Below are 23,511 nucleotides of genomic sequence, written 5' to 3' on the forward strand. Positions count from 1 at the left end.
ACCCGATCGTCGTGAATCTCGCATCCCGAATTACTCTCGACCGGAGCTCAGAACCAATCACCCCGGACGGTCCCAGACGAAATGCCCCACGAGGAGCCCCGCCACAAAAGCCAGAAAGAGTGCGATCAGCACAAACAACGACCACGAGAGGACCGCCAGTCGCGGAATGACCACGTCTCGGCTCACCCGAGGCCGCATCATCGCCCCGTTCGGCCCCCCCGGATCCGGCGACTCAGTCAGGACCTGGGGTCCCAGGGACGGAGACGGCTCCTGAATCTTCAACCCAATCGCCTCGTTCGCCGGCGCTTCGACCGCTTCGACCCGACCAGGTTCGGTCACACGACGCCCCGGCTCCGGATCAAAACCGGCCTGTCCCGCCGCTGGGTCATCCTGATCTCGTTCGGGCTCTTCCTGAGTCTCACCCGTCTCCTCCGGAAACAGGTTTCGAAGCTCGTCTGAACTCAGCTCGACCGCATCAAAAAAGCCCGAGGACGATTGATGTTCCTCCAGGTTCGCATCCGGCGAAACGCTCGTTGGCCCGGACGAATCCTTCGGTGCCGATCCTCCTGAACCCGGCGGAGCCCCCCCGGCCATCGGTTCCGGCACGACCAGGGTCGTTCCACACTTCGGACAGTTCACGGCCCGACCGATCCGCGAGGGAGCGACCCCAAGCAGTTGACCGCACCGATCACATCGAAATTTCAACGGCTCGGAGGGCATGCCGAACGTACCTCAGAATCGTTCCCAACGAAATAATCGCCACGGTTCCATCGTCCTTCAGAGTACGACCGGTCACGTCCCACTGCCAGCAGACCGCCTCGGACCGCTCCCAACGCTTGACCGTGCCCGGCATTCCGACAGAATGAAACCAAGATGACGGACGCATCGAACCGACATATCGTCTCAACGGCCCGGTCGAATCCCCGGGGGACCGCTCGACTCGCACCGCCCGAAGTTCTCTCTGGTCCTCCTCGGGTGGCGATTCAGGTCGAGATCGGTTCGGAATGAGACATAATCGCTCGGCCTGACCGGGACCGTGGTTTGACCCCGTCGCTTGTTTTGCCAACCGGGGCGACCTGAGGACGAACTTGGACCAACAGGGAGGCCCCAAGATGGATCGAATCCGGCGACGGTACCGGCGGTTTCTCGACCGTGCTCTCCCCATCGTGGCGATGGCCGCGCTAGGCGGGTGGACCTTGCCGGAGGCCGGGGCCGATCAGGTCGTCCTGAAAAACGGAGGCTTGATCCGCGGGATCGTCGAGCGCGATAACGCCATCGTCACCGTTTACGACGGCCTGAAACGCACCGTTATCCGTCAAACGAAGATCGAGCAGATTTCACCCGAACCCCCCACCGCCCGCCAGGAACTGGAACGCTTCTCGCTCGTCCAGCCGATCGAGGTCCACGGCGGTGAGATGCCCTCTCACGCGCTCCGCATTCGAACCGCCCCCTGGGACGAGTTCGGCCAGCGACTCTTTGAATTCTCAAAATACACCGGCCGATCGCTCCGCGCCGAACGGATGAAACAGGCGATCAACGAGATCGGCCCCGACATCGTCAAATTCCGAGGCATCGACGGCTTCTGGCTCGGTCAGATCGCCACCGACGAGGTTCCCAGAGACGTCATCCTCGGCCTCCTCGACCGGGTCGATCCGACCAACAAGAACGAACGCTTGCGGGTCGCTCGCTTTCTCATCCAGGCCCGGTGGTACGACGAGGCCCTGGCCGAGCTCGACCGCCTCGATTCCTCCTTCCCCGAACTTTCCTCGACCATCGCCAACGTCCGGCTCACGGTACGCGACCTTCAAACCCAGCGGGCCCTCGACGAGGCCAATCGGCTCGTCACCGTGGGCCAGCCTCGGGCCGCCGAAGCCCTGCTCACGACCTTCGATTCCGAAGGGGCCTCAATCACACTCCGTGATGAAATTTCCAAGGCCCTCCGAGAGCTTCAAGCCTCCCAGGAATCGCACCGCGTCTTCGCCTCGGATCTGCGATCGCTCCTCGACAATGCTCCCGAATCCATCTCACGTGATCTCCGCTCCGAGACGTTCGAGATTCTCCAGGCCCTTGCCGACGTTCCCGACGCCGCCGCTCCCCGTCTCTCGCCAGGCCGCGCGGTCACCGAGGCCGACGGTTCCCCCATCCCTCCCGAAGTCCGCCTCAGCCGAGCCCTCTCCTCTTGGGTCGTCGGCGCCGAGTACGCCGTCGATGATCCCTCAGACGTTCGTGATCTCTGGCAAACCCGAGCGAGCATTCTCGATTACCTCTCCTCAACCGACCCTTCCGAGCGTGATCGCCTGCTCGCGGAACTCCTGGGCGGTTCGACCGACGACGAAGGAAACGGCCCCGAGCCGGCCGATCTGGAACGGATCTCCCGGATCATCCGGCACCTGCCCCCCCCCTTCGCCTCGGGCGACGTTCCCGCTGGTGGTGTCCCTTTGATCCGCCGCGTGATTGACGACGTGAACCCGACCCCAACCGAGTACGCCATCCTTCTCCCGCCCGAGTACCACCCCTTGCGATCGTATCCGGCCGTCGTGGCCCTGCACGACGGTCGAGGAGCCCGATCGGCGCTCGACTGGTGGGGCCCCGAAGCCGCCCGTAACGGCTTCGTCGTCATCGCCCCGGAATACATGGCCCCGTCCGAATCTCCTGATTACCGCTACTCCCCCGACGAACACGCCGCCGTCCTCCTCTCGCTCCGCGACGCCCGCAAGCGTTTCTCCATCGATCCCGACCGCATCTTCCTCGGCGGCTCGATGCTCGGAGGCAATGCCGCCTGGGACATCGGCCTGGCCCACCCCGATGTCTTCGCCGGAGTCGCCACCCTTTCGGGAATTCCCGCCAAGCATGTCGCCCGGACTCGAGCCCACGGCGCCTACGTGCCCATGTTGATTGTCATTGGCGACCTGGCCACCGCCTCGACCGACAGCCTCGTCTTCGATCTGGCCAAGTCCATGATCAGCAAGACCTGGGATGTAACCTATGTCGAATACCTCAAACGCGGCCTTGAGCCCCTTCCCGAAGAGCTTCCCGCCGTCTTCGATTGGATGAAGCATCGAACTCGGGAAACCCATCGCAAGGACTTCGAGGTCGTCGCCTCCCGATCAAGCGACGACCGCTACTACGGCCTCGTCATCCGAGACTTCCTCCCCGGCCGCACTCCTGCCCCGGAAGCGGTCGATCCCCTCGGCACGAAGCTCGACCCAGCCACCATCACCTGTAAAACCAGCACCCTGAGCAACCTGATGGCCCTGACCGTCAGTGGCATGAACGCCATCGACATCTGGCTTGCCCCTGAATATTTCGACTTTAACGAGCGCATTCAGATTCGCATCAACGGCAAACGCCTCTTTTACGATCGGGTCAAGCCCGACCTCCGCGCCTTGCTCGAAGACGTCCGCATCCGAGGCGACCGAACCCAGCTCTACTGGGCCAAACTGCCCCTCGGCGGCAAGCGTCCCGGATGATCGGCCCTCGCATGTTTTCCAGACCACCGAGGGGAGGAGCCCGCCTTCCCTCGGTGGTCTGTTTCGTACCCCGTCGGGTCGCAAGCCGGCGGTGGCCCGATCATCCATCAATTTCGATCAATCGCTCCCTCCCTGGCACCGGGCGACGCGATCGGTACAATGGTCGCCATTGGCTCACCACCCCGCCTCGATTCAGTCCCGGATGATCCGGAGCGATCCATGCCCTCGGCAAATGAACTGTACGATCAGGCTGTCGATCTGCGAGACGCAGGAGACAAGGAAACCGCCGTCACCAAGCTGAAGGAAGCCGTCGAGGCCGAACCCGACCATACGCTCTCTCACGGCCTCCTGGCCCGCCTCTGCGTTGACCTCGGCCTGTTCGACGACGCCATCCTGCACGCCCGTCGGGTCGTGGAACTCGAACCGGAAGATCCCTTCAGCTACACCGCCCTGTCCGTCATCTGCCAACGCTGCGGACGTATCCCGGAAGCGGAAGACGCACTGGCCAAAGCCCGCATGATGCAAATGGGGCTCGATTAAGTTCCGTCCTCCGAACCCGCTCCATGCGTGACGCGCGAGGTTTCCTCGCCATCCTCCTACGGGAAGCGCCAGACCAGATTGCTTGATCTCCACCCCGTTGATTCGCCCCTCGATCCCGGAGCCCCGTCGATGATCGCCCCCCTCGTGGTTCTGCTCGCCTCGCTTCCCGGACCGATCGCCCCCCCCTCCGGAGCCGATGCCGCCTGGATCGAAGCCGAGATCGACGGGCTGATCGACCTCTACCAGCATCTCCACCAGCATCCCGAGCTCTCCAACTTCGAGCAGCAAACCGCCACTCGAATCGCTCGGGAGCTTCAAGAGGCGGGCGTCGATGAAGTCACCTCCGGCGTGGGTGGCCACGGGGTCGTCGGTGTGATTCGCAACGGAGAAGGCCCGACCGTCCTCGTCCGAACCGATCTCGACGCTCTTCCGGTCGTTGAGGAGACCGGATTACCTTACGCCAGCACTGTCACCACGACCGATGACGCCGGCGAGACGGTCGGCGTGATGCACGCCTGTGGACACGACGTGCACATGACCTGCTTCGTTGGCACGGCGCGATGGCTCTCCGACCATCGAGACGCCTGGTCGGGCACCGTCCTGCTCGTCGCCCAGCCGGCTGAGGAACGCGTCAGCGGCGCCCGAGCCATGCTCGACGACGGCCTATACGATCGCTTCCCCCGCCCCGATTTCGCCCTCGCCCTGCACGTTGCCTCCGATCTTCCCAGTGGCCGTGTCGCGTATTGCGCCGGCCCGGCCCTGGCGAGCGTGTCCAGCGTCGATATCACCGTCAAGGGAAAAGGAGGCCACGGCGCGTTCCCTCACCGAACGGTTGATCCAATCGTGCTGGCCGCCTCACTCGTTATGGAATTGCAGACAATCGTCAGTCGAGAGGTCGCCCCAACCGATCCGGCCGTCGTCACCGTCGGCTCGTTCCAGGGAGGTTCGAAGCACAACATCATCCCTCCCGAGGCAACGCTCAAGCTCACGCTTCGCTCCTACAAATCCGAGGTCATGGATCAACTTCTCGACGGCATTCAGCGCCGTACCCTCGGGCTCGCCCACGCCCACAACGCCCCCGAGCCCACCATCACCGTTGGCGATTCCACCCCGCCGACCGTCAACGACCCTGATCTCGTCGCTCGGGTCGTCCCGGCCCTGGAAACCGCCCTCGGCCCCGACCGCGTTGTACCAACCGACCCGGTCATGGGAGCCGAGGACTTCGGCCTTTTCAGCCTCGATGGCGCCATCCCCGGCTTCATGTTCTGGCTCGGCACCGCCTCGGCCGATCGCGTTGCCGCCGCTCAAAATGGTGGCGATCCCCTTCCCTCACTCCATTCCCCCCTGTTCGCCCCCGAGGCTCACCCGGCCGTCGCCACCGGCGTCCGTTCCATGACTGCGGCCGTGGCCGAACTCCTTCCCCGGGGTGGAGCAGAGAACCGCTGAGTTCTACCGAATCGAGGGTTCACCAAGTCCCATGAGTGTCTCGTACGACCAGGCCTGGAACCTGCTGCACGATTGGACTTCGTCCCCTTCGCTGCTCTTGCACGCGAAGACGGTCGAGGCCGTCATGATTCAGGCGGCCCACCGCTATGGTCGCGGTGCCGACGACGAGCAGCGCTGGGCGATCACCGGCCTGCTGCATGATGCCGATTACGACCGTTGGCCCGACGAGCACCCCCGCCGAATCGTCTCCTGGCTTCAAGAGCGCGACGAGCCCGAGATCGCTCACGCCATCTCGGCCCATTTCACCCGCTGGGGAGTCCCCGCCGAGACTCCCCTCGATCGCGCTCTGCTTGCCTGCGACGAGCTGACCGGCTTCATCGTCGCCTGCTCCCTCGTCCGGCCCGAGGGGATCACCACCCTCGGTTCATCGAGCGTCAAGAAGAAGCTCAAGGATCGCTCCTTCGCCGCAAAGGTCGATCGTGACGAGGTTCGCCTTGGGGTCGAACAGCTTGGGGTGTCGCTCGATGATCACATCCGCTTCATCATCGAAGCCCTCACCCCCCACGCAATCGACTTCGGCATCGGTCCCCGGGCTCCCCGCGATTCCTGACGTTCCTCGTCTTGCTCCGGATCAGATCACCTCTGCCACTCGGTAGCCCCGCCCGATTCGGCCCATTAGAATCGCCTTCTTCGGTCCCTTGCCGAGGACGGCGATCGCCTGGCCGATCCCGTCGCGGCCTCAAGACTCTCCCTCGACGCTCAACCGGAGCCGACCGCGATGTTCCCAAGCCTGACCCTCCGCACCCTCGCCGCCCTCGGCCTGATCGCCGGGGGCACTCTCGCCCTGGAGGCCGCGATGTCGTCGCAGCAAGATGCCCCAAAGCTCGGCTACGACGATACTCCGTTCCTTCCGGGCGGCACCTACCGCGTGCATGACGGCACCCGTCCCCAACCGACCGTGATCGACCCCGGGACCTCCAGCACCCAGGAATCGCCCGGTCAGCCCCCGTCCGATGCGGTCGTTCTCTTCGACGGCTCCGACCTGTCTGCCTGGGAGTTGCCGAACGGTCAGGAGGCCCCCTGGGACATCAAAAACGGCTCGATGGTGATTGCGCCGAGAACCGGATCGATCCAGACGAAGCAGGAATTCGGCGACTGCCAGCTTCACCTCGAATTCGCCAGTCCCGAGCCCGCCACCGGAGAGGGCCAGGGGCGCGGCAACAGCGGCATCATGTTCTTCGGCCGTTACGAGATTCAGGTGCTCGACTGCTTCGAGAATCAGACCTACCCCGACGGCCAGGCCGGAGCGATCTACGGCCAGTATCCGCCCCTGGTCAACGCCTCTCGGCCTCCCGGTCAGTGGCAGACCTTCGACATCATCTTCAAGGCACCGAAGTTCAATGACGACGGCTCCGTTGCCGAACCGGCCTACGCGACCGTCTTCCACAACGGCGTCTTGCTACACCACCACACGCCGCTCCTCGGCGCTGTCGCCTTCCGAGCAGTTGCTCAGTACCAGCCCCACGGCCCCAAAGGCCCATTGATGCTTCAGGATCACGGCAACCCCGTCCAATTCCGCAACATCTGGATCCGGGAACTAAAGGGCTACGACGAGGGTTGAGCCCTCTGGCCCGCTCGTTTCCCAAACGCAAAAACGGGGACGGTCACCACGCCCAGGTGGTCACCGTCCCCGTTCAGTTCACTGCGGAGATCGCAAGCGTTGAGCCTGCCGATCGGCTCGGGACGTGCGATTCTCACGAGTTCGGGATCGGGAACAGTTGCAAGTTCTGAATGCGCCAGACTCCGCCGTCCTGCCGGACGCGGACTTGCACGAATTGCAAGATGAGCGAACCGCCGAGATCCGGTTCGAAGGTTCCGCCGATCAGCAGCATCTCCGGCCCGACGAATCGAGCATATTCGACCACGTTTCGTGACGTGGTCTGAGCCGAATCCTTGAACAGGTCGGCATAGAGTTTTTGAATCCGCTCTTTCCCCTGGTAATGCTGCGTCTCCAAACTGCTGTCCGTCTTCGAATACAGCGTGATGACCGCATCATCCGTGTAGGTTGCCGCCATTGCGGCGGCATCCTTGGTATCGAAGGTCGCAGCCCCCGCTTCCAAAAGTTGGGTCGCGGTGGCTGTGGCATCCTGGGCCGGAGCAGCGGTCCAGGCCAGCAACAAAACGCTTAGTGTCAACGATGCCATGAGAGGAACCCTCCGATTTGATGGGGAGGAAGTGGTTGTAAATCTCATCATACACCCCTCCCGCTAGGAATCCCAACGTCTTCGCATCTCTACCGGGAACCCATGTCACGACCCTGACCGACCCTCGGATCACCACTCAAATCCTCTGCCCCCATCTGGTCGGGCGGCCAGGATGGTTTTCCCGTTGCGCTCTCTCCTGAACGGCTTCGCAGGGTCGAGTCAGTCACTCGAAGCCCCTGCGATGGCGTCGTCCTCGGAAATGAGCATGACCCGATCCAGACGGGTGATCGCAAAGAACTCTCTCAGATGAGGATTCAGACCGCAGAGCCTGAGCCTTCCACCCGACGGCCGGAGCTGGCGATCCAGACGGATCAGGGAACCAAGCCCCAGGCTCGACAGGAATTCGACCTGGGAGCAATCGAGCACCAGGTCCGACCAGCGCCGAACCATCGCTTCTTTAATCAAGACCGCGCCCAGTTCCTCCGGCAGCTTGGGGGTGAGCAACACAATCTGCACGAACCCGTCTTGCTGGGAGACGCGATACGAGTCCTCGACGCTTCCCGCTGGAGCAAGGCTCATCATGATCCATCCTCGTCAGACGTCTCGAAGACTCAACCCGATCGGCCCTGAGTCGCTCTGGCCGACCTCAGCAACCTCCCAGGTGCCGGGTCTCCCCGGGCGAATGCCACAGCTCACCGCATTCAATCCCTGGCCTCGAGGGCGTTGCCCCTCTCAACTCACCCCGATCGCCGCTCCGAACACGTGGAAAAGGCTGGTTCCGCCCCCGGGAGTTGATCTCCCATCACGAACGAGGCAACCGTTTCCCCCACGGCCGGCCCATGCTTGAAGCCGTGCCCCGAGCCGCCCGTGACGATCCACGCGTTGTTCAACCCCGGCAACCGATCGGCCAGGAATCGACCGTCGATGGCTTCGGTATACTGACAAACCGACGCGGCAATCAAGGGTGCATCCGCCATTCCGGGAAACCGAGTCGCCAGAAAAGACCGCGCATCGTCCAGTCCCTGGGCCGAGGGCGTTCGGTCCCCGGTCGTCGGGTCGAAGGCAGGACCACGGTGATCGTCCGCGACCTTGAAGCCCCCGACGTCTCCATCGCCAGGAACGCCGTACCAGAACCGCGCTCCGTGATACGCCCACACCGGCAATCGCCCCGGCCCGAACCGATCATCCCCCGGTGGCGTCCCAAACACAAAGATCTCCTGTCGAGTCACCGGTAACGACCAGCCGAGCAGACGATCGAGCACGGCCCCTTGCCAGGGCCCCACGGCGAAGACAAATGCATCCGCTGTCACCCGTGAACCATCCGCCAGGCGAAGATCGTCCATCCGGCCCGATCGAATCGTTCCCGGCTCCACCCACGACGATTGATACGATCCCCCCTCGGTAACGAGCGCGTCTCTGACCACCTGACAGGCTTCTCTGGCCCGAAGCGCTCCGGCTCCCGGTTCCAGGATCGCTCCCTCCAGGTCGTCAGTTCGAATCTGCGGATAGGCGACCGCCAGTTGATCGGCGTCGAGCCATTCATGCGGCACCGACGCATTCGTCAGATTCGAAAGCAATCGCTGCTCCACCTCCGAGCGCTTGGGCGCCAGCCAGACCAGGCCCATCGGGTCGAACAGGCGACGCCTCGATCGCTCCTGCTCCTCCATCCAGAGCTGTCGAGCCCTGCCTGCCAGCCGAACCATGTCCGGGTTCTCGTACGACTGCCGAAAAACCCTCGTGGCCCCTCCCGAACTCGCCCTGACATGCCCTGGTCCCCAGGCATCGATCAGAACAACCTCACACCCCCGTCTCTGCAGGTTCAACGCCGTCCAGCCTCCAAACGCCCCTGCACCCACCACTGCCACCCGCCCTTGCGTGCTCATGCCCCTCCCCTCCGTTATTGGTGTTGAGTCCGTTCCTGGTTCGATCCGCGCCGTCCGTGGCAACACCGATCGATTCCTACCTGTCACCGCCACCGCCCCGTGGGTTCGACACCGCTCACACCACCTGAGAATCGCAGATTTCCGCCCTCTTGAAAGACCTGTCTTCCTCACGATCCGAGCCGGTCGAAGCCGGCCCATCTTCGAATCCGCGATCCGGCGGAAATGTCTCTATTTTTTTTGGGAGGCTTGGCTATAATCATCCTGGCTGGTTGGATGATCGAGCAAGCGATGCAGGTTCTCTCAGAGCTCGCCTCTGCTTTCCCGTTCCCACCTTTCCTGCCGATCGGGCGACTGAAGCCCCGTCCCACTCGACCCGGGACCTTCCACTGGGGGTCGTTGAATGCTCAATGCCCAGGAGATCTTTGGTGGGCAAGAAGTTATATGTCGGTAACCTGACCTTCAAGGTCGACAGCTCCGAGCTCGAGCAGCTGTTTTCGCAGTACGGCACCGTCCAGAGTGCCCAGGTCATCCAGGACCGCGACACCGGCCGCAGCAAGGGCTTCGGCTTCGTCGAGATGGACACCGATGAGCAGGCTCAGGCCGCCATCGACGGCTTGCACGATTACGATTACGGTGGTCGTCGCCTGACCGTCAACGAAGCCCGTCCTCGCGAGGATCGAGGCGGCGGCGGTGGTCGTGGCGGCTACGGTGGCGGCGGCGGCGGTGGTCGTGGCGGCTACGGTGGCGGCGGCGGCGGTGGTCGTGGCGGCTACGGTGGCGGCGGCGGCGGTGGTGGTTTCAGCGGCGGTCGTTACGGCGGCGGCGGCGGTGGTGGTCGGTATTAATCCAACCGCGTGACCAATTCGATCCGATCACAGTAGGCTGGCTCGATCACCAACTGTCTTCGGTCGTTTGATCCTCGATCGTGGGGTCCGATTCGTCCGACTCTTGCGAAATAACGACGCCGGAGTCCTCGCAATCCTTGCGAGGCTCCGGCGTTTCGTTTGCGCAGGGTTGTTGCAACGAGTCCATCAATAGCGATCGATCCGTGCCGCACCCGCAGTGCGCCAGTCCGACTCGATCGCCCGGGCATCGGCCTCCGAAGCGCACTCAACCCCGAGGACAATCCCCCCTTCGGCCACCCCGGCTTCGTATTCCTTCGCATGGTCCTCGGGAATCCCCCAGCCCACCAGCGCCCCGACCAGGCCACCCGTCAGCCCACCGGCCCCCGCGCCGGCCAGACCCGCGGCCAGTGGTCCAGCTACCACCAGCCCCAGCCCCGGAAGAATCAGACTGGTCCCAATCGCCGCGATCGCCCCAATCAATCCCCCCGTAATCGAGCCGATCGCCCCACCAACTCCCGAACCCTCCAGCGCCTTGTTCCCTTCCTCCGTGCCGACCGTTCCTTCAGGGTAATGACGCTTCCTTGCCTCATCCGTCATCACCGTACTGATTCGGTCGTGGCTGTATCCTCGATCCAGGACCGCCTGATACGCCTTGTCCGCGCTCGCCCGATCCTTGAACAGGGCGCTGACCATCGTTTGCGTCGTGGTGCTCATCATGCTGCTCCTCCTTTGCGTGTCTCAAGATGATCCCACCAGGAGTCCCCAACGATCGGGGACGCCAGTTCAGACCATCCGGGCTTGAAAACCCATCCGAGAATATCTGCAACTTCCGCACCAAGACGGCCACCTCACCCGCCTCCCTCCCAAACCGAACCACCCGCGGCTCCAAATCACCGCAACATAAAATAGATTCTAATAAAGGATGATGTATAAGTTTTCAACTACTTTCTCAACAGATCTCCTTGCTCGTTCATCGCATTCCCGCACAGAGCCATTCAATCAAATTTTCGAATTCGAAAAAAAGCCTCTTCCCCCCGTCGGGGTTCCCTGGTACCATTCATCTCGGCTGGTTGAATGATTGAGCAAGCGTATCCGTTCTCTTCAAGCACGCTTCTCGCTTCCCTCTCTCGTCTTTCCTGCCTCTCGGGCTCCGATCGCTGAGAGCCCCGTCCCCCTCGGCCCGGGACGTGTCTTGCGGGGTCGATTCCCCCTCCTTTCTGGGGTGGTCTGTTGTCAAAGAAGCTCTACGTCGGCAACCTGAGCTACCAGGTTGACGATTCTTCTCTCGAAACCCTCTTCGCTCATTTCGGCTCGGTTCAGAGCGCCCAGGTGATCCAGGATCGCGACACCGGCCGAAGCAAAGGCTTCGGCTTCGTCGAGATGGACACCGAGAACGAAGCGCAAGCCGCAATTGATGGCCTGCACGATTACGAATACGGTGGTCGCCGTCTGACCGTCAATGAAGCCAAGCCCCGAGAGCCCCGCACCGGTGGCGGTGGTCGTGGCGGCTACGGTGGCGGCGGCGGATACGGTGGTGGCGGTCGCCGCTACTGAGCCGCACCCACCCATCGGTCAGTTGCTTGACTCGGGGATCGCTCGAGTCGAGCCACCGACCTGACTCGCTCTCACAACAACTTGGCCCTGGTCACCCCGCTTTCACAATTCGGGTGACCAGGGCCTCGATCGTTTTCCGGCCGGACATTCCGGCCCCTTCGCCCTGCAGCGGACGCTCGCTCGCTCGAACACAAAACAAGCCGGGACATGCCTCGCATGCCCCGGCTCGATTAGCTTGATCACGCGTTCACAAGCGACTCAGACCGTCGGTTCCCAGCCTTCGGCGTACTCGCGCTTCCAGTATGACATCGCCTCATCGTCGTTCTGGATCTTGCCGTTCGACGGATCGCACTTCAGCGACCGGCCGACCCGATGGGCAATGTTCCCCAGGTGGCAGAGCAAGGTGCTCTTCACCCCCTGCTCGATCTCCGCGTTCAGCGCCAGCGGCGTGTCGTTGCGGATCGCATTGACGAAGTTCGTCAGATGCTCAGGCTCGCCCAGCACCCCTCGCACCGACTTCACTTCCTGGCCCGCGTTGTCCTTGATCGTGTACGACCCGTTGCCGAACATCTCCAGGGCACCGTCGGTCCCGAAGAAGATCACGAACGGCGCCGGGGCGTTGCCGTTGCAGCTCAGCCCCTGCCAGTCGGCCGAGATCCGGTTCGGGAACTCGAACGACACCGTGTGGGTGTCCGGCGTCTCCTGCTCGTCGTCAAAGACGTAGCGCCCGCCGGTGCTCACCACCGAAATCGGCAGATCCACGCCGAGACCCCAGCGCACCAGGTCGAGCCCATGCACGCCGTTGTTGCCCAGCTCGCCGTTGCCCCAGTGCCAGAACCAGTGCCAGTTGTAATGCACCACGTTGCTCTTGAACGGCCTCCGAGGGGCAGGGCCTTGCCACAGTTCGTAGTCAATCTGGCTCGGCGCTTCCGAGGGATCGGCAGAGCCAATCGAGCCGCGACGGCTGTTGTAAAACGACCTCGCATGGTAGAGCCGACCGATCGCGCCGTCCTTGATCGCCTCCACCGCTTCGATCAACTGCGGGCTGCTCCGTCGCTGCGAGCCCATCTGCACGGCCTTGTTGTACTTGCGGGCCGCCTCGACCATCATCTCCCCTTCCCAGGGGTTATGACAGGCCGGCTTCTCCACATAAACATGTTTATCGGCCTTGCAACCGAGAATCGTTGCCGGCCCGTGCCAGTGATTGGGAGCCGCGCAGACCAATGCATCAACGTCCGGATCGTCGAGAATGCGTCGGAAATCCTGAATCGCTTCCGGGCTCTGATCGCCAACCGTCTTGCGAACCGCGTCAGCGCCCGCGTCGGCCCGATCCTGGTCCACATCGCAGCAATACTTGACCGTCACGCCCGGGGTCTTGGCAAAGCCGGTCGCCAGCGCTCGGCCTCGGCTCAGGCCCATCACCCCAACCGTCACCCGATCATTCGGCGCATTGCCGCTCGCCCAACCCTTGGCCGCTGTGAACGCCAGGGAGCCCACGGCAACTCCCGAGCCCCCCAGGAACCCCCGACGATTGATCGAACCGGTCATGGTCGCTGCCCTCCAGATCGCGTCGTGTCTCAATCGGACTCAGGCCGGACAATCCGCGATCGGCACGCGAATCCCCCGGCATCAAGGTGCCAGGCTACGCGGTCGAGCCCCCAAAGTCCAGCATCACGCGATCCAACGACCAACCCGCGCGGCAACACACCGAACGAATTAATTAAGAAAAACGTCCAGGACGACTCCTGCACATAAATCTTTTAATTAAGCCAAGCTTAAGTCGCGAGCAACGAAAGCCTTGACCCGAAGCCGATCGCGGCATCCTGCCAGTGATCGGCCCCGGATCGGGCTTCTCGAACACGCCACGAACCCATGAAGACGAGGGGAATCCCCCGCTTCGGCGCGTTCACGGAACAGACCCCGAACAGCGCGTCCTTGCAGTCCGGGAGCGTTCCGTTCTTTTTTTCGTGCAATGCGGAATTCGTTCAGCCCCGCGAGCGATTCGCGGCAGATCCGAGCAGATCGCATGAACGCCATCGTCAATCGGGGACCTCTTGAACTGAAGCACCTGACCTGGCATCTTTCGTCGGTGTTCCCCCGAATGACGATTGCCAAAGTACGACGTGTTTCAAAAACCGTCAAGTCTTTTGTAACAATTTTTCGGATACCTACCCTGGCGATCATTGCCCCATCTGATCGCCGTCTCTCAGGTCTCCGCGCGGGGTTTCAACAAGATTGGATTCCGAATCGTTCGTGGACTCGACACCATCGGAACGGTGCCCGTCTTGTCCCAACTGCTCCCAAACGTCAAGGTGAACCATCGTCCCAGGAGCCCCGGAATCAAGGAGCGAACCCATGCGCATTGGACTGGATTGCTACACCGTGAGCCACCTGGGCCTCACTCCGGCCGATTCGCTTCAGTTCGCCGCGTCGCTCCAGCTCGACGGCGTCCAGTTCCTCGAACCTGCGGCCCTCGTTCCCGACCTTGCCCCCGACCGCTTCAAACAGCTCCGTCGAGATGCCGACGCCCTCAACCTTTACCTCGAACTCGGCCTGCCCAGTCCCAACCCGTTCGGACAGCTCAGCCCCCCCACCGCACCGATCGACCCGGCCGAGCGCGCCTCCTGGTTCCGTCCCCACCTGGAAGCCGTCGCGGCTCTCGGCCTCCCTCATGCCCGCATTTTCATCGGTAATCGTCATGACCGATTTCGAACCGATGTCCCCTGGTCGCGGCAGTGCGAGGCCGCCGCGCAAACGCTCCGCGCCATGCGGGCCGATTTGCTGGCCCTCGGGCTGCGACTCGGGGTGGAAACCCATGCCGATCTGACCTGCGACGAGTTGCTCCGGCTCATCGACACGGTCGGCGATGACATCCTCGGGGTCACGCTCGATACCGGCAATCTGCCCATGCGTCTCGATGACCCCCTCCTCGCCGCCGAACGACTCGCCCCTCTGGTCGTGATGACCCACACCAAGGACGCCGTCCTCGCCTTCACCGATCGCGGCCTCTGCTGGCAGGCTCGCCCGGTCGGCGAGGGATGTATCCCGATCCCCGCCATGCTCGACCTGCTTCACCGGCACAACCCTGGCCTCAACCTCTCCATCGAGCTACACCCGAGAACCTACGACCTGCCGATCTTCGACCCGTCCTGGCTGGCCTGGTTCCCCACCCTCGAACCCGCGTCACTCGCCGCCGTCGTTCACCTCGCGGAGGGTTGCGAGCGCCGATTCGCCGATGGCAGCATGCCCCACCCGACCGAGGTCGAGGCCCTTCCCTGGCCCGAGCGTGCTGAAGCCTGGATCACCCGCTCTGCGGCCTTCCTTCGCTCCCACCTGCCGACCTCTTGAGGCACCACCCCCCGTCCGGTCCCTTACTCCCCTTCGATCGGCTGCTCTAGGTAGAGCTTGAGGTAGCTTTCGTAACGACACTCATAAATTTGATCGCGTGCAAGAGCATCCTTCACGGCGCAGTCCGCTTCATGAATATGCGAGCAATCCGGAAATTTGCAGTGCGGAATATACGCTCGAAACTCGATGAAATACTGCTCCAGTTCCCAGGGCTCGACATCCCACAGTTCAAACTGCCGAAGGCCCGGGGTATCGACCACGTACCCCCCTTGCTCCAACCGTAAGAGTTCCGCATAGGTCGTTGTGTGTTTCCCCTTGCGCGTCCAGGACGACACCTCGCCGACCTTCAGGTTCAAGCCCGGCTGCACGACATTCAGCAACGAGCTTTTCCCGACACCGCTTTGCCCCGAAAGCGCCGTCGTCCCCTGCCCCAGCACCTCCCGCAGACGATTAATGCCCAGCCCACTGCTGGCCGAACAGGGAATCACTTCATATCCAAGCTGCGCGTACAACCCAAACACCCACTGATAATCCGCCAAATCGACCAGATCCGCCTTGTTCAAGACGATGATCGGCCGCACTTCCCCCTTCTCCGCCGAGATGAGATACCGATCAATCAATGGGAGCTTCAGTTCCGGTTCGGCAAAAGCCGAGACAATCAGCAGTTGATCGACATTGGAAACAATCACGTGTTCCCGGTGCCGGTAGCCTCGCGTGACGGTCCCCGACCGCGGTTCCACTTTCTCGATCACCCCCTGGTCTTCGCCGCTCGGTCGGAACCAGATCCGGTCGCCGACGGCGACCACGTTCCGTCCGTCGATCGCCAGATTCTTCAGAACCCGACGAACCCCGCACCGGTACCGCCTGCCGTCCTCGGCCTGCACGACCGACTCCAGGCCATGCACCCGAAGCACCCGACCGGACAGGCATTCCGACAGATCTACCGCCAGAGCGCCCAGCGGATCGTCTCCCGATCCCGACTCGGGCGACTGCCCATCCACTTCCTGCATCACGGTCCGATGGCGCGACAATGCCCCTTTCGCCCGCACGCGCTCGGCCGAGACCGGGTCGGCCCCTCGAACTTCCCCCCCTTCGAATCGGCGGGTCAAATCGTTCGATCGGGTGCGGGTCTGGCGATTCTTTCGAAACGCCACGCGGACCTTTTTCTTTTTCGACACGGTTCGGAACAGCCCCCAGGTTCATTGAGCATCGGTGAGACGACCTAAAGATCCCCTTACGAAAGGAAGGGTATGGAGCGGCCCGAGCCAGTGTCAATCACTCAGGACCAGTCCTCCCGCAACTTCCCGCAATCTCCGCACCAACCCCTCCTTCCTGATCGAAGCGATCAGTCCGAGACCACGCTGATGCGAGGAGACACCGAACCGCCCCGATCGGTTCGAGAGTTCACCCCTTCCTTTATGAGCGACAGCCCGAGAAGGTTGCCTCCAATCGTCGCGGAACCGCCCGGTTGTTGGCGCGACCTCAACGGCACGGATACCATCAAGGCATCTGATCAAATCACACGAGCCGGAGCGGACGACCATCCTCGATCCGCTTCCAGCCCCGGAGTCGATCCAGACGAAAGGACGGTCCCGTGCGCGTCGACCCGAACCGAGCCCCTGCCCTCGCCCTTTGGTTCGTCGCGATGCTCGCGATCGCGGGCTCGCCCTACGGTGCGAACGCTCAAGGTCCCGCCGCTCCGGGCGGCGCATTCCAACGGGGAGCCCCGCCCGCGGCTGGCGTTGGTGGTCCCGCGGGTGGGCCCGCCGGCGGTCAGGCGGCCGGCCAGGGCGGCTATGGGCCTCCCGGTGCCTCAGGTGGCTATGGGCCTCCCGGTGCCTCAGGTGGCTTCGGACAGCCCGGCTTTCCCGGACAGCCCGGTCTTCCGGGACAGCCTGGCCCCTCGTCCGAGGATGCCGGTGCGACCACTCGCGAAGCCCCGGTCGATCTCGATGCCGTTCCGGTCGATACCGCTCCGCTGGCTCGCTACATCCCGGAAAATGCGTACGGAGCCTTTCTTGAATTCAACGGCCTGAACGCCGCGGCCGACGCCTGGCAAGGGTCCTCGGCTTATGCCCTGCTCAACGAGACGAGCCTTGGCGAAATGCTCCGCGAACTGATCGCTCAGTTCATCGAGGCCGCTCCCAACGCTCCGGCCGGGGTCATGACCGGCCCCGAAGTGGCTGCCGTGCTGGAACACCTCGCCCGGCATGGGCTCGTGATCGCCTCGCCCCAGAACGCGGAAAACGAGGTGTCCGAGACGATCCTCGTTCTTCGAGGCGCCGCGCACCGAGAGGTCCGTCCCCTTTTCGGCAAGCTCATCGGCACCATCGCCGCCGAAGGCGCCAATCCGCAGGTGGTTAGCAAAACCGGTGATCGCCGTGTCGTCGTCATGGACACCCCACCCAAGGCAATGGAAAGGGTGAATGAATGGGTCTGGTGGATCGAAGGAGACGACCTCGTGTTTGTCTTCAACGGCCCCGATGCCGCCGACCAGATTATTTCGGTCATCGACGGCCAAGCTCCGAACGCCGAGAACGACCCCGTGCGTCAGCAACTGATGGCCGTCGAGAATGGGTTTCGCCCCCTTGCCGTCGGCTCGCTCCGGTTCGATCGTCCCGGAGCCGACGAGGCCGAACGCTCGATGGTCGAGGCAAATGGTCTGACCCGCATTGATCTCCGGTGGGGATTCGACGGCTCGGATTCCCTGACGGTCGTGGGCCTGGAAGCTCCGGCCCCCCGTAAAGGGTTCATGACCATTTTCGATCAACCAAGCATCGCCATGAGCGAGCTGCCGCCGATCCCTCGTGATGTCGAGAACCTGACCATCCTTTCGGTCAATCCCTCGGGAATGTACGATGCGTTGATCGAATTCGCCGATCAGTCGTTTCCCCCGCTCGCTGCGCCGCTGCGAGCCTTCGAGGAATCCGTCCGCACGCGCGGACGGCTCGAATTCCGAGACGAGGTCCTCTCCGAACTCGGCCCGAAGATCGCCGCCTACACCTTGCCGAAGCCCGCCTCTCAGCCGGCCTCGGGCAACCCTCTGGCCGGCATCATGAACGCCCTCGGCGGGCTCGGCCTTCCCCAGTTCGTCGTGGCGATCGAGCTGCAAAACGGCTCGGCATTCACCAGCAAACTCGACGGAATGATCCTCGCCATCAATGATCAACTCGCCGAGCTGCTACCGCCTCCCCCCCCACCTGCCGAAGAAGCCAATCCCGGGGCCTTTGCCCCCGGCGGTCAGCAAGGCCGACAGGGAGGAGGTCCTCCCGGTCAACCCGGCGGCGACCGGAACCGGGAAGAACCCCCCGAGCCTCCGAAGTTCTCGATGACCCTGGCCGAACCCCGAACCTATTTGCTCCGGCTTCCCGAGGGCCTCTACGGTCTGACCGGGTATCAGCCGACCATCACGATGGGACAAAACCATCTCATCTTCGCCTCGAATCCGGTGGCGGCCCGTCAATGCCGAGAGCTGGAACAGGCCGAAGGCTCGGAACGCTGGTCACCCCCCGCCGACCTCGCCGGTCGCTTGCCTGGTAACTTGACCATGCTCGTGGTCAATGATCCCAGCCAGTCCCTTCCCGCGTCCATCGCCGGATTACCTGCGTCCCTGAACGCCGCGATGGCCTCCGCCGCCTCAATGGCCGACCCTGGTGGACCCTCGGGTGGTGCCGCAGCAGAGATGGGCGAGCCCCAGCGCGGCGGCATGCGATCCGGCCCCGGTGGCCCTCCCGGCGCGAGTGGCTTCCCTGGAGAACCCGGCATCAGTCCTCCTCCCGGTGCGAGCGGCTTCCAGGGTCAGCCCGGAGACATTCCTCCTCCCGGCGCGAGCGGCTTCCAGGGTCAACCAGGCGGCCCCGGATATGGAGGAGCTCCAGGAATGGCCTCACCTCCAGGCGCTCCCGGGGCTTCTCAGAATCAAGCCGGCCCGACCACGATCCGTTTGGCCCCGTCGTTGCTTCCTTCTCCCGACTCCCTCCGACGCTACCTGGAATCCGCCGTCTATTCGGTTTCGGCCGATGACGCCGGCATCCGGATCGAGGCTCGGGAAACCCTGCCCGGTCAGTGGAGCCTGGGGGGCCTGGGCTCCGGCGCCTCGCTTTCACTCCCGGTTTCGATTGCCCCAGGCGGTCGGAATTAATCGTCCCGACGGGATGCGCAGCCGGCTTCGCGGTTCGATGGTTGCTGCGAAGGCATTTGCGAGCTAAGGAGATTGAGTTGTCCGTTCAATTTTGCGGGAGCCGGTCGTTCAAGCCCGGCTCCCGCACGATCTCCTGAGATCGAAACCGTCGTTCGTTCCGTGTCAATCACGCCCTCCGATCCTCAATGCTTGCGTCACGCAACAGGAGGCGTCTGATGGAATTGGTGACCGAAATCACCGCCCGACTCGAAAACAAGCCCGGTCGGCTCGCCAAGATCTGCGCGGCCTTGGCTCATGAAAAAATCAACATTCGAGCCATGAGCGTCATGGATTCCGGCGAGCGCAGCGTGCTCCGGATGATTGCCGAGCCGGTCGACTCCACGCAACAGGTCCTCACCTCGCTCGGCGTCGAGGCCGAGTTCCACGAGGTCATGGCCGTCGAGCTGGACAACAAGCCCGGCGCCCTCGCCAAGCTGCTCCAGCGCTTGGCCGACGAGCATATCAACATCGAATATGCCTACACGTCGGCCATCGGACAGGGGCGGGCCCTCGGCATCTTCCAGACCGATAACCCCAAGAAAACGGCTCAGGTCCTGTCCATCGCCTCTCACTCCGGAAACGGCTCAGACCGCGAGAGTGGCCGTCGGCCGCTCCATACCCGCTAACGAACCGGATCGCCCCGGTGTGAATACCGGCCCTCCGGATCGCCCAGCCCGGCCATCGCCGAAAACGGTCCCGAGGGCCTCACTCCACGCCGCGATCGGGTGAGCGGATCAGGCCAGCGGATCGGGGAATCCAACACCGGCCCGTGCCGATCGTTCTCGAAGCGGTCCCACCGCCGACTCAGGCAAGGCGATTCCGCGCCGTTGCGTCTCCGAACGGTGCCGTTCCCACGTTTCCGGAAAGATCCATCCCGCCGGAGCGCGCTGCCCTTCCAGAGCCTCAGCGACCCGTCGGTGGAACGAGCCGAGCGACTCGAAGGCCGCAACGGCCAGGGCCACGACCACCACTTCCTGGTTTCCTGAGAGCAGGAGCCAGGGCGCCACCCGATCGACGACCATCCGCATCGGCTCGTCATCGGTCGTCGGCGACTCGTCCTCGCCTCCGGCATCCCCCAGAATCGAGTCAAAGATCAGAGGGATCCCTTCGGGAGCGGGAATCGCCGCCGATTGCGCTGACCCCGGCCCCAGTACCAGACCCAGAAAAGGGCCGATCGCCAGTTCGGCCGCGATCGCCGCCGCCGGCCCCGCCGAAGGAGGCACGCCGATCACCCGAACAACCCCCACCCCTGTATCTCTCGCCTTCTGACCCGCGATCTCCGCCGCCCTTGCCAGCAAAAGTGGCGGCAATCCCCTTTCGGCCTCCAGCACCGCCGTCGACGCATGCTCCGGCCCAACCCGCCCCGTCTGCTTCGGATCAAAATCTCCGTGATCCAGCCGCGTCAGCCAGTCATTCAGCCCAACGATGCCGAAATCGCGAGCACCAACCGCATCATACCAGAGCAGCAACCGCCCCAGCGCCGAGGCTCGCTCTCGGGCCAGGCCCGCCCGTGACAGCAACTCGGTGGCCACTCGCCGAAGGTCGTCCGGCCGATAGCGGGGGGATTCGCTCACGATCGTCACGCTCCAGGGCGGTTCACTCAAAGGATGACACGCGGATCGCCACTCCTTCCCAGTTTACCGCAGAACGCCCGAATGCCCAATCCCCCCCCGCCTTGCCTCGCCACGGCTCACGCCTCAAGGATCAATCCCTCGGCCCCCTCGCCCCGTTCCCACTCGCGGCGGACCCGAGACAGCCCAAAGGCGCAGAGTTCGAATTCGACGCTCAATCGCCTCAAGACCGGGGCCTGATCCCCTTCGTAAGTGCTTGCCAGATAGTACGATCGCTTTCCTTGTTCCTGGAAATCGATCAGATGATCCACCGCCAGCGCCCGCCGAAGCTTCGGTAACGCCTCCGGATACACTCCCGACCAGAACAGGGTGAAATCCCCGACGTGGCGATGACATTCGCGTCGGCGTTCCTCGTCGCTCGACGACTCCGCTTCGGCAATCATCCCCACCACTTCCGTCAACCGGCGTCCTTGTCCGTCGGCAATCGGATACATCGCCTGCGACGGCACAAACCGCGCCAGCAAGCCCGCCACATATCCCACCAGATGCGGGTCGGCGATACCCAGTTCTCCTTGAAACGTGTTCTCGGTAATCCCCCGAAACATTCGATGCAACGGATGGCGATCGGAAACGTCTCGCGTCATGGTTCGGGCGCTCCTCACCCTGGGGGACGGAAACGATCGAGGCACACCAACGACCTGGCCTGTCTCGAAAAACCGCGCGTCGCTCGGCCATGCAAATCCTACGCCAACCCTCCGAATCGGACAACCCTTTCTCCAAACCCCTCCTTCTCGAAGCGCTCCCTTGAAGCAACATGGAACTCGTGGCATGATGAGAGGTTATCGAATGTTCCGTGTCCTCCGTGTTGGCGGGTGAGCCCCGACCCTGGGGCCCGGTTTGGACGGAGGGAGGAGGGGTCGTTTTGCGTATCTCGTTCCACGGCGCGACGAAGCAGGTCACGGGAAGTGCCCATCTCGTCGAGATCAACAATCGCCGCATCCTGCTCGACTGCGGACTCTTCGAGAGCGACCGTTTCAACCCTGAAAGCCCGAACCGCCAGTTCGACTTCGATCCCGCGTCACTCGATGCCGTCGTCGTCTCCCACTCCCACAACGACCACATCGGTCGCCTTCCCGTCCTCATCCGGCACGGCTTCAAGGGGCCGATCTACACCACCCCCGCCACCGCCGACATCCTCAACATCATGCTGCGCGACAGCGCCCGCATCCAGCGAGAGGATGCCCGCAACGCCCAGCTCCGGAATCCCGACTCCGAACCCCTCAGCCCCCTGTTCGAGCTTTCCGATGTCGAGTGGGTCATCGAACGGCTCGTTCGGCTCCCCTACGAACAGCCCGCCGAACTGCTTCCCGGCATCACCCTCACCTACCACGACGCCGGCCATATCCTCGGCTCGGCCATGGTCCAGTTCGACTTCAAGGAAGGGGACCAGCAGCGCCGCTTCCTCTTCACCGGCGACCTCGGCCGGCGCGACATGGGGATGCTCCACAACCCTACCGTTGTCAAGGACATCGACGTCCTCGTCTCCGAAAGCACCTACGGCGCCAAAGAACTCGACATCTACGACACCCTCCTGAAGCAGCTCCACGCCATCGTCCTGCGTGCCATCCGCCTCCAGAGCAAGATTATCATCCCGGCCTTCAGTCTCGGCCGAACCCAGAAGATGATCCACAGCTTCCTCGAACTGTTCCACGAGCACCGGGTCAAGCCGGTCCCCATCTACGTCGATAGCCCCCTCGCTACCCGCCTCACCGAGGTCCACCGCGACCACCCCTCCTGCTACACCCCCGAGTCCATCAAGCTCCTCGAATCCGACGGCTCCCTCTTTAACGCTCCCGAGCTGCACTTCTGCCCCACCTGGGACGATTCCCGACGCCTGAACTACCTGAACGGCCCGCTCATCATCATCGCTTCCAGCGGCATGTGCGAGGCCGGCCGCATCCGACACCACCTCCGCCACGCCGTCGAAGACCCCGACAACGCCATCGTCATCGTCAGCTATCAGGCCGAGAAAACCCTCGGTCGCAAGATCGCCGAAGGGGCCGAACGCATCCAGATCATGGACCGCTGGCACGACCTCAACTGCGCCGTCTACGTCCTCGACGGCTTCTCCGGCCACGCCGACCGCAACGACTTCGCCTGGTGGTACGAGCAAACCGGAGGCAACATCCAATCCGCCTTCCTCGTCCACGGCGAACCCGAAAGCATGGAAGCCCTCTCCCCTCTCCTCCAACCGTACGTCCAGAACCCCGTGGTCATTCCCGAAAAAGGCCAGAGCTTCGACGTTTAACGCGAGCATCCGCCCAACCACTTCTGACCCCCTCTCCCCGCTCGCGGGGCGTCGGTTGAGGTCAGGGGTCCTTGGCGATTCGAGCCGAGCCAGGCATCTCGTCCATGCCCCCACCCCGGCCTCCAGCCCAGGACGACTGCCGGAGAAATGAGCGGAGAATCA

20 protein-coding genes are annotated in these 23,511 nt (G+C 63.4%); 11 read left to right on the plus strand and 9 right to left on the minus strand.

The window, feature by feature from the left end; all coding sequences use genetic code 11:
* Positions 1-57: 57 nt before the first annotated feature.
* The gene (locus GA615_RS02915; protein WP_152049771.1) at positions 58-639 is read right to left on the minus strand and encodes a hypothetical protein; all 582 of its coding nucleotides are present in this window, start codon (positions 637-639) and stop codon (positions 58-60) included.
* Between the two features lie 473 nt (positions 640-1,112).
* Between GA615_RS02915 and GA615_RS02920 the strand changes: the two genes are divergently transcribed.
* From GA615_RS02920 to GA615_RS02940, 5 genes are all read left to right on the plus strand, one after another.
* A complete protein-coding gene (locus GA615_RS02920; protein WP_152049772.1) occupies positions 1,113-3,470 on the plus strand; it encodes a carboxylesterase family protein in 2,358 nt (785 codons plus the stop codon).
* Between the two features lie 219 nt (positions 3,471-3,689).
* Positions 3,690-4,010 carry a tetratricopeptide repeat protein gene (locus GA615_RS02925; RefSeq protein WP_152049773.1) on the plus strand — a complete coding sequence of 107 codons (321 nt, stop codon included), beginning with the start codon at positions 3,690-3,692 and terminating at the stop codon, positions 4,008-4,010.
* Positions 4,011-4,139: 129 nt separating this feature from the next.
* Positions 4,140-5,456 (plus strand): amidohydrolase, encoded by a 1,317-nt coding sequence (locus GA615_RS02930; RefSeq protein ID WP_152049774.1) that lies wholly within the window; start codon positions 4,140-4,142, stop codon positions 5,454-5,456.
* Between the two features lie 31 nt (positions 5,457-5,487).
* The gene (locus GA615_RS02935) at positions 5,488-6,066 is read left to right on the plus strand and encodes an HD domain-containing protein (RefSeq protein WP_152049775.1); all 579 of its coding nucleotides are present in this window, start codon (positions 5,488-5,490) and stop codon (positions 6,064-6,066) included.
* Between the two features lie 168 nt (positions 6,067-6,234).
* Positions 6,235-7,077, plus strand: coding sequence for a 3-keto-disaccharide hydrolase (locus tag GA615_RS02940; protein WP_152049776.1), 843 nt, complete (start codon positions 6,235-6,237; stop codon positions 7,075-7,077).
* A gap of 133 nt (positions 7,078-7,210) precedes the next feature.
* Here the strand turns inward: GA615_RS02940 and GA615_RS02945 are convergent, their stop codons facing one another.
* The 3 genes from GA615_RS02945 to GA615_RS02955 form a co-directional block, all read right to left on the minus strand.
* Entirely contained in the window at positions 7,211-7,660 is a 450-nt protein-coding gene (locus tag GA615_RS02945) for a YybH family protein (RefSeq protein ID WP_152049777.1), read from the minus strand.
* Between the two features lie 219 nt (positions 7,661-7,879).
* The gene (locus GA615_RS02950; protein WP_152049778.1) at positions 7,880-8,242 is read right to left on the minus strand and encodes an STAS domain-containing protein; all 363 of its coding nucleotides are present in this window, start codon (positions 8,240-8,242) and stop codon (positions 7,880-7,882) included.
* Positions 8,243-8,397: 155 nt separating this feature from the next.
* Entirely contained in the window at positions 8,398-9,543 is a 1,146-nt protein-coding gene (locus GA615_RS02955) for an NAD(P)/FAD-dependent oxidoreductase (protein WP_161602134.1), read from the minus strand.
* 425 nt (positions 9,544-9,968) lie between these two features.
* Between GA615_RS02955 and GA615_RS02960 the strand changes: the two genes are divergently transcribed.
* Entirely contained in the window at positions 9,969-10,388 is a 420-nt protein-coding gene (locus tag GA615_RS02960) for an RNA recognition motif domain-containing protein (RefSeq protein WP_201750094.1), read from the plus strand.
* A gap of 186 nt (positions 10,389-10,574) precedes the next feature.
* Here GA615_RS02960 and GA615_RS02965 read toward each other — a convergent pair whose 3' ends face one another.
* Positions 10,575-11,105, minus strand: a complete 531-nt coding sequence (locus tag GA615_RS02965) for a hypothetical protein (protein WP_152049780.1) — start codon at positions 11,103-11,105, stop codon at positions 10,575-10,577.
* Positions 11,106-11,618: 513 nt separating this feature from the next.
* Here GA615_RS02965 and GA615_RS02970 point away from each other — a divergent pair.
* On the plus strand, positions 11,619-11,942 hold the full coding sequence (locus tag GA615_RS02970; protein ID WP_152049781.1) for an RNA recognition motif domain-containing protein: 324 nt from the start codon (positions 11,619-11,621) through the stop codon (positions 11,940-11,942).
* A gap of 258 nt (positions 11,943-12,200) precedes the next feature.
* On the opposite strand, the gene GA615_RS02975 is transcribed toward GA615_RS02970, so the two are convergent.
* Entirely contained in the window at positions 12,201-13,490 is a 1,290-nt protein-coding gene (locus GA615_RS02975; RefSeq protein WP_152049782.1) for a Gfo/Idh/MocA family protein, read from the minus strand.
* 807 nt (positions 13,491-14,297) lie between these two features.
* On the opposite strand from GA615_RS02975, the gene GA615_RS02980 reads away from it, so the two are divergent.
* Entirely contained in the window at positions 14,298-15,290 is a 993-nt protein-coding gene (locus tag GA615_RS02980; RefSeq protein WP_152049783.1) for a sugar phosphate isomerase/epimerase family protein, read from the plus strand.
* Positions 15,291-15,313: 23 nt separating this feature from the next.
* Here the strand turns inward: GA615_RS02980 and rsgA are convergent, their stop codons facing one another.
* Positions 15,314-16,468, minus strand: coding sequence for a ribosome small subunit-dependent GTPase A (gene rsgA / locus GA615_RS02985; RefSeq protein ID WP_152049784.1), 1,155 nt, complete (start codon positions 16,466-16,468; stop codon positions 15,314-15,316).
* A 416-nt stretch (positions 16,469-16,884) separates the two neighbouring features.
* Between rsgA and GA615_RS27760 the strand changes: the two genes are divergently transcribed.
* Together GA615_RS27760 and GA615_RS03000 are read left to right on the plus strand one after the other, a co-directional pair.
* Positions 16,885-19,431, plus strand: coding sequence for a hypothetical protein (locus GA615_RS27760; protein WP_201750095.1), 2,547 nt, complete (start codon positions 16,885-16,887; stop codon positions 19,429-19,431).
* 215 nt (positions 19,432-19,646) lie between these two features.
* The gene (locus GA615_RS03000; protein WP_152049785.1) at positions 19,647-20,096 is read left to right on the plus strand and encodes an ACT domain-containing protein; all 450 of its coding nucleotides are present in this window, start codon (positions 19,647-19,649) and stop codon (positions 20,094-20,096) included.
* 108 nt (positions 20,097-20,204) lie between these two features.
* Here GA615_RS03000 and GA615_RS03005 read toward each other — a convergent pair whose 3' ends face one another.
* Positions 20,205-21,044, minus strand: coding sequence for an Ldh family oxidoreductase (locus GA615_RS03005; RefSeq protein ID WP_161602135.1), 840 nt, complete (start codon positions 21,042-21,044; stop codon positions 20,205-20,207).
* A gap of 116 nt (positions 21,045-21,160) precedes the next feature.
* Positions 21,161-21,685, minus strand: coding sequence for a hypothetical protein (locus GA615_RS03010; protein ID WP_152049787.1), 525 nt, complete (start codon positions 21,683-21,685; stop codon positions 21,161-21,163).
* A 278-nt stretch (positions 21,686-21,963) separates the two neighbouring features.
* On the opposite strand from GA615_RS03010, the gene GA615_RS03015 reads away from it, so the two are divergent.
* On the plus strand, positions 21,964-23,349 hold the full coding sequence (locus GA615_RS03015; RefSeq protein WP_152049788.1) for an MBL fold metallo-hydrolase: 1,386 nt from the start codon (positions 21,964-21,966) through the stop codon (positions 23,347-23,349).
* The last annotated feature ends 162 nt before the right edge of the window (positions 23,350-23,511 follow it).

The organism is Tautonia marina (genome assembly GCF_009177065.1).
Classification (GTDB): domain Bacteria; phylum Planctomycetota; class Planctomycetia; order Isosphaerales; family Isosphaeraceae; genus Tautonia; species Tautonia marina.

Bases quoted from the DNA above. Each gene is read 5' to 3' on its own strand.
- GA615_RS02930 (WP_152049774.1), top strand. From the start codon at position 4,140: ATGATCGCCCCCCTCGTGGTTCTGCTCGCCTCGCTTCCCGGACCGATC.
- GA615_RS02980 (WP_152049783.1), top strand. From the start codon at position 14,298: ATGCGCATTGGACTGGATTGCTACACCGTGAGCCACCTGGGCCTCACT.
- GA615_RS02940 (WP_152049776.1), top strand. From the start codon at position 6,235: ATGTTCCCAAGCCTGACCCTCCGCACCCTCGCCGCCCTCGGCCTGATC.
- GA615_RS02920 (WP_152049772.1), top strand. From the start codon at position 1,113: ATGGATCGAATCCGGCGACGGTACCGGCGGTTTCTCGACCGTGCTCTC.
- GA615_RS02945 (WP_152049777.1), bottom strand. From the start codon at position 7,660: ATGGCATCGTTGACACTAAGCGTTTTGTTGCTGGCCTGGACCGCTGCT.
- GA615_RS02950 (WP_152049778.1), bottom strand. From the start codon at position 8,242: ATGATGAGCCTTGCTCCAGCGGGAAGCGTCGAGGACTCGTATCGCGTC.
- GA615_RS03010 (WP_152049787.1), bottom strand. From the start codon at position 21,685: ATGACGCGAGACGTTTCCGATCGCCATCCGTTGCATCGAATGTTTCGG.
- GA615_RS02925 (WP_152049773.1), top strand. From the start codon at position 3,690: ATGCCCTCGGCAAATGAACTGTACGATCAGGCTGTCGATCTGCGAGAC.
- GA615_RS02955 (WP_161602134.1), bottom strand. From the start codon at position 9,543: ATGAGCACGCAAGGGCGGGTGGCAGTGGTGGGTGCAGGGGCGTTTGGA.
- GA615_RS02975 (WP_152049782.1), bottom strand. From the start codon at position 13,490: ATGACCGGTTCGATCAATCGTCGGGGGTTCCTGGGGGGCTCGGGAGTT.
- GA615_RS03000 (WP_152049785.1), top strand. From the start codon at position 19,647: ATGGAATTGGTGACCGAAATCACCGCCCGACTCGAAAACAAGCCCGGT.
- GA615_RS02965 (WP_152049780.1), bottom strand. From the start codon at position 11,105: ATGATGAGCACCACGACGCAAACGATGGTCAGCGCCCTGTTCAAGGAT.
- GA615_RS02935 (WP_152049775.1), top strand. From the start codon at position 5,488: ATGAGTGTCTCGTACGACCAGGCCTGGAACCTGCTGCACGATTGGACT.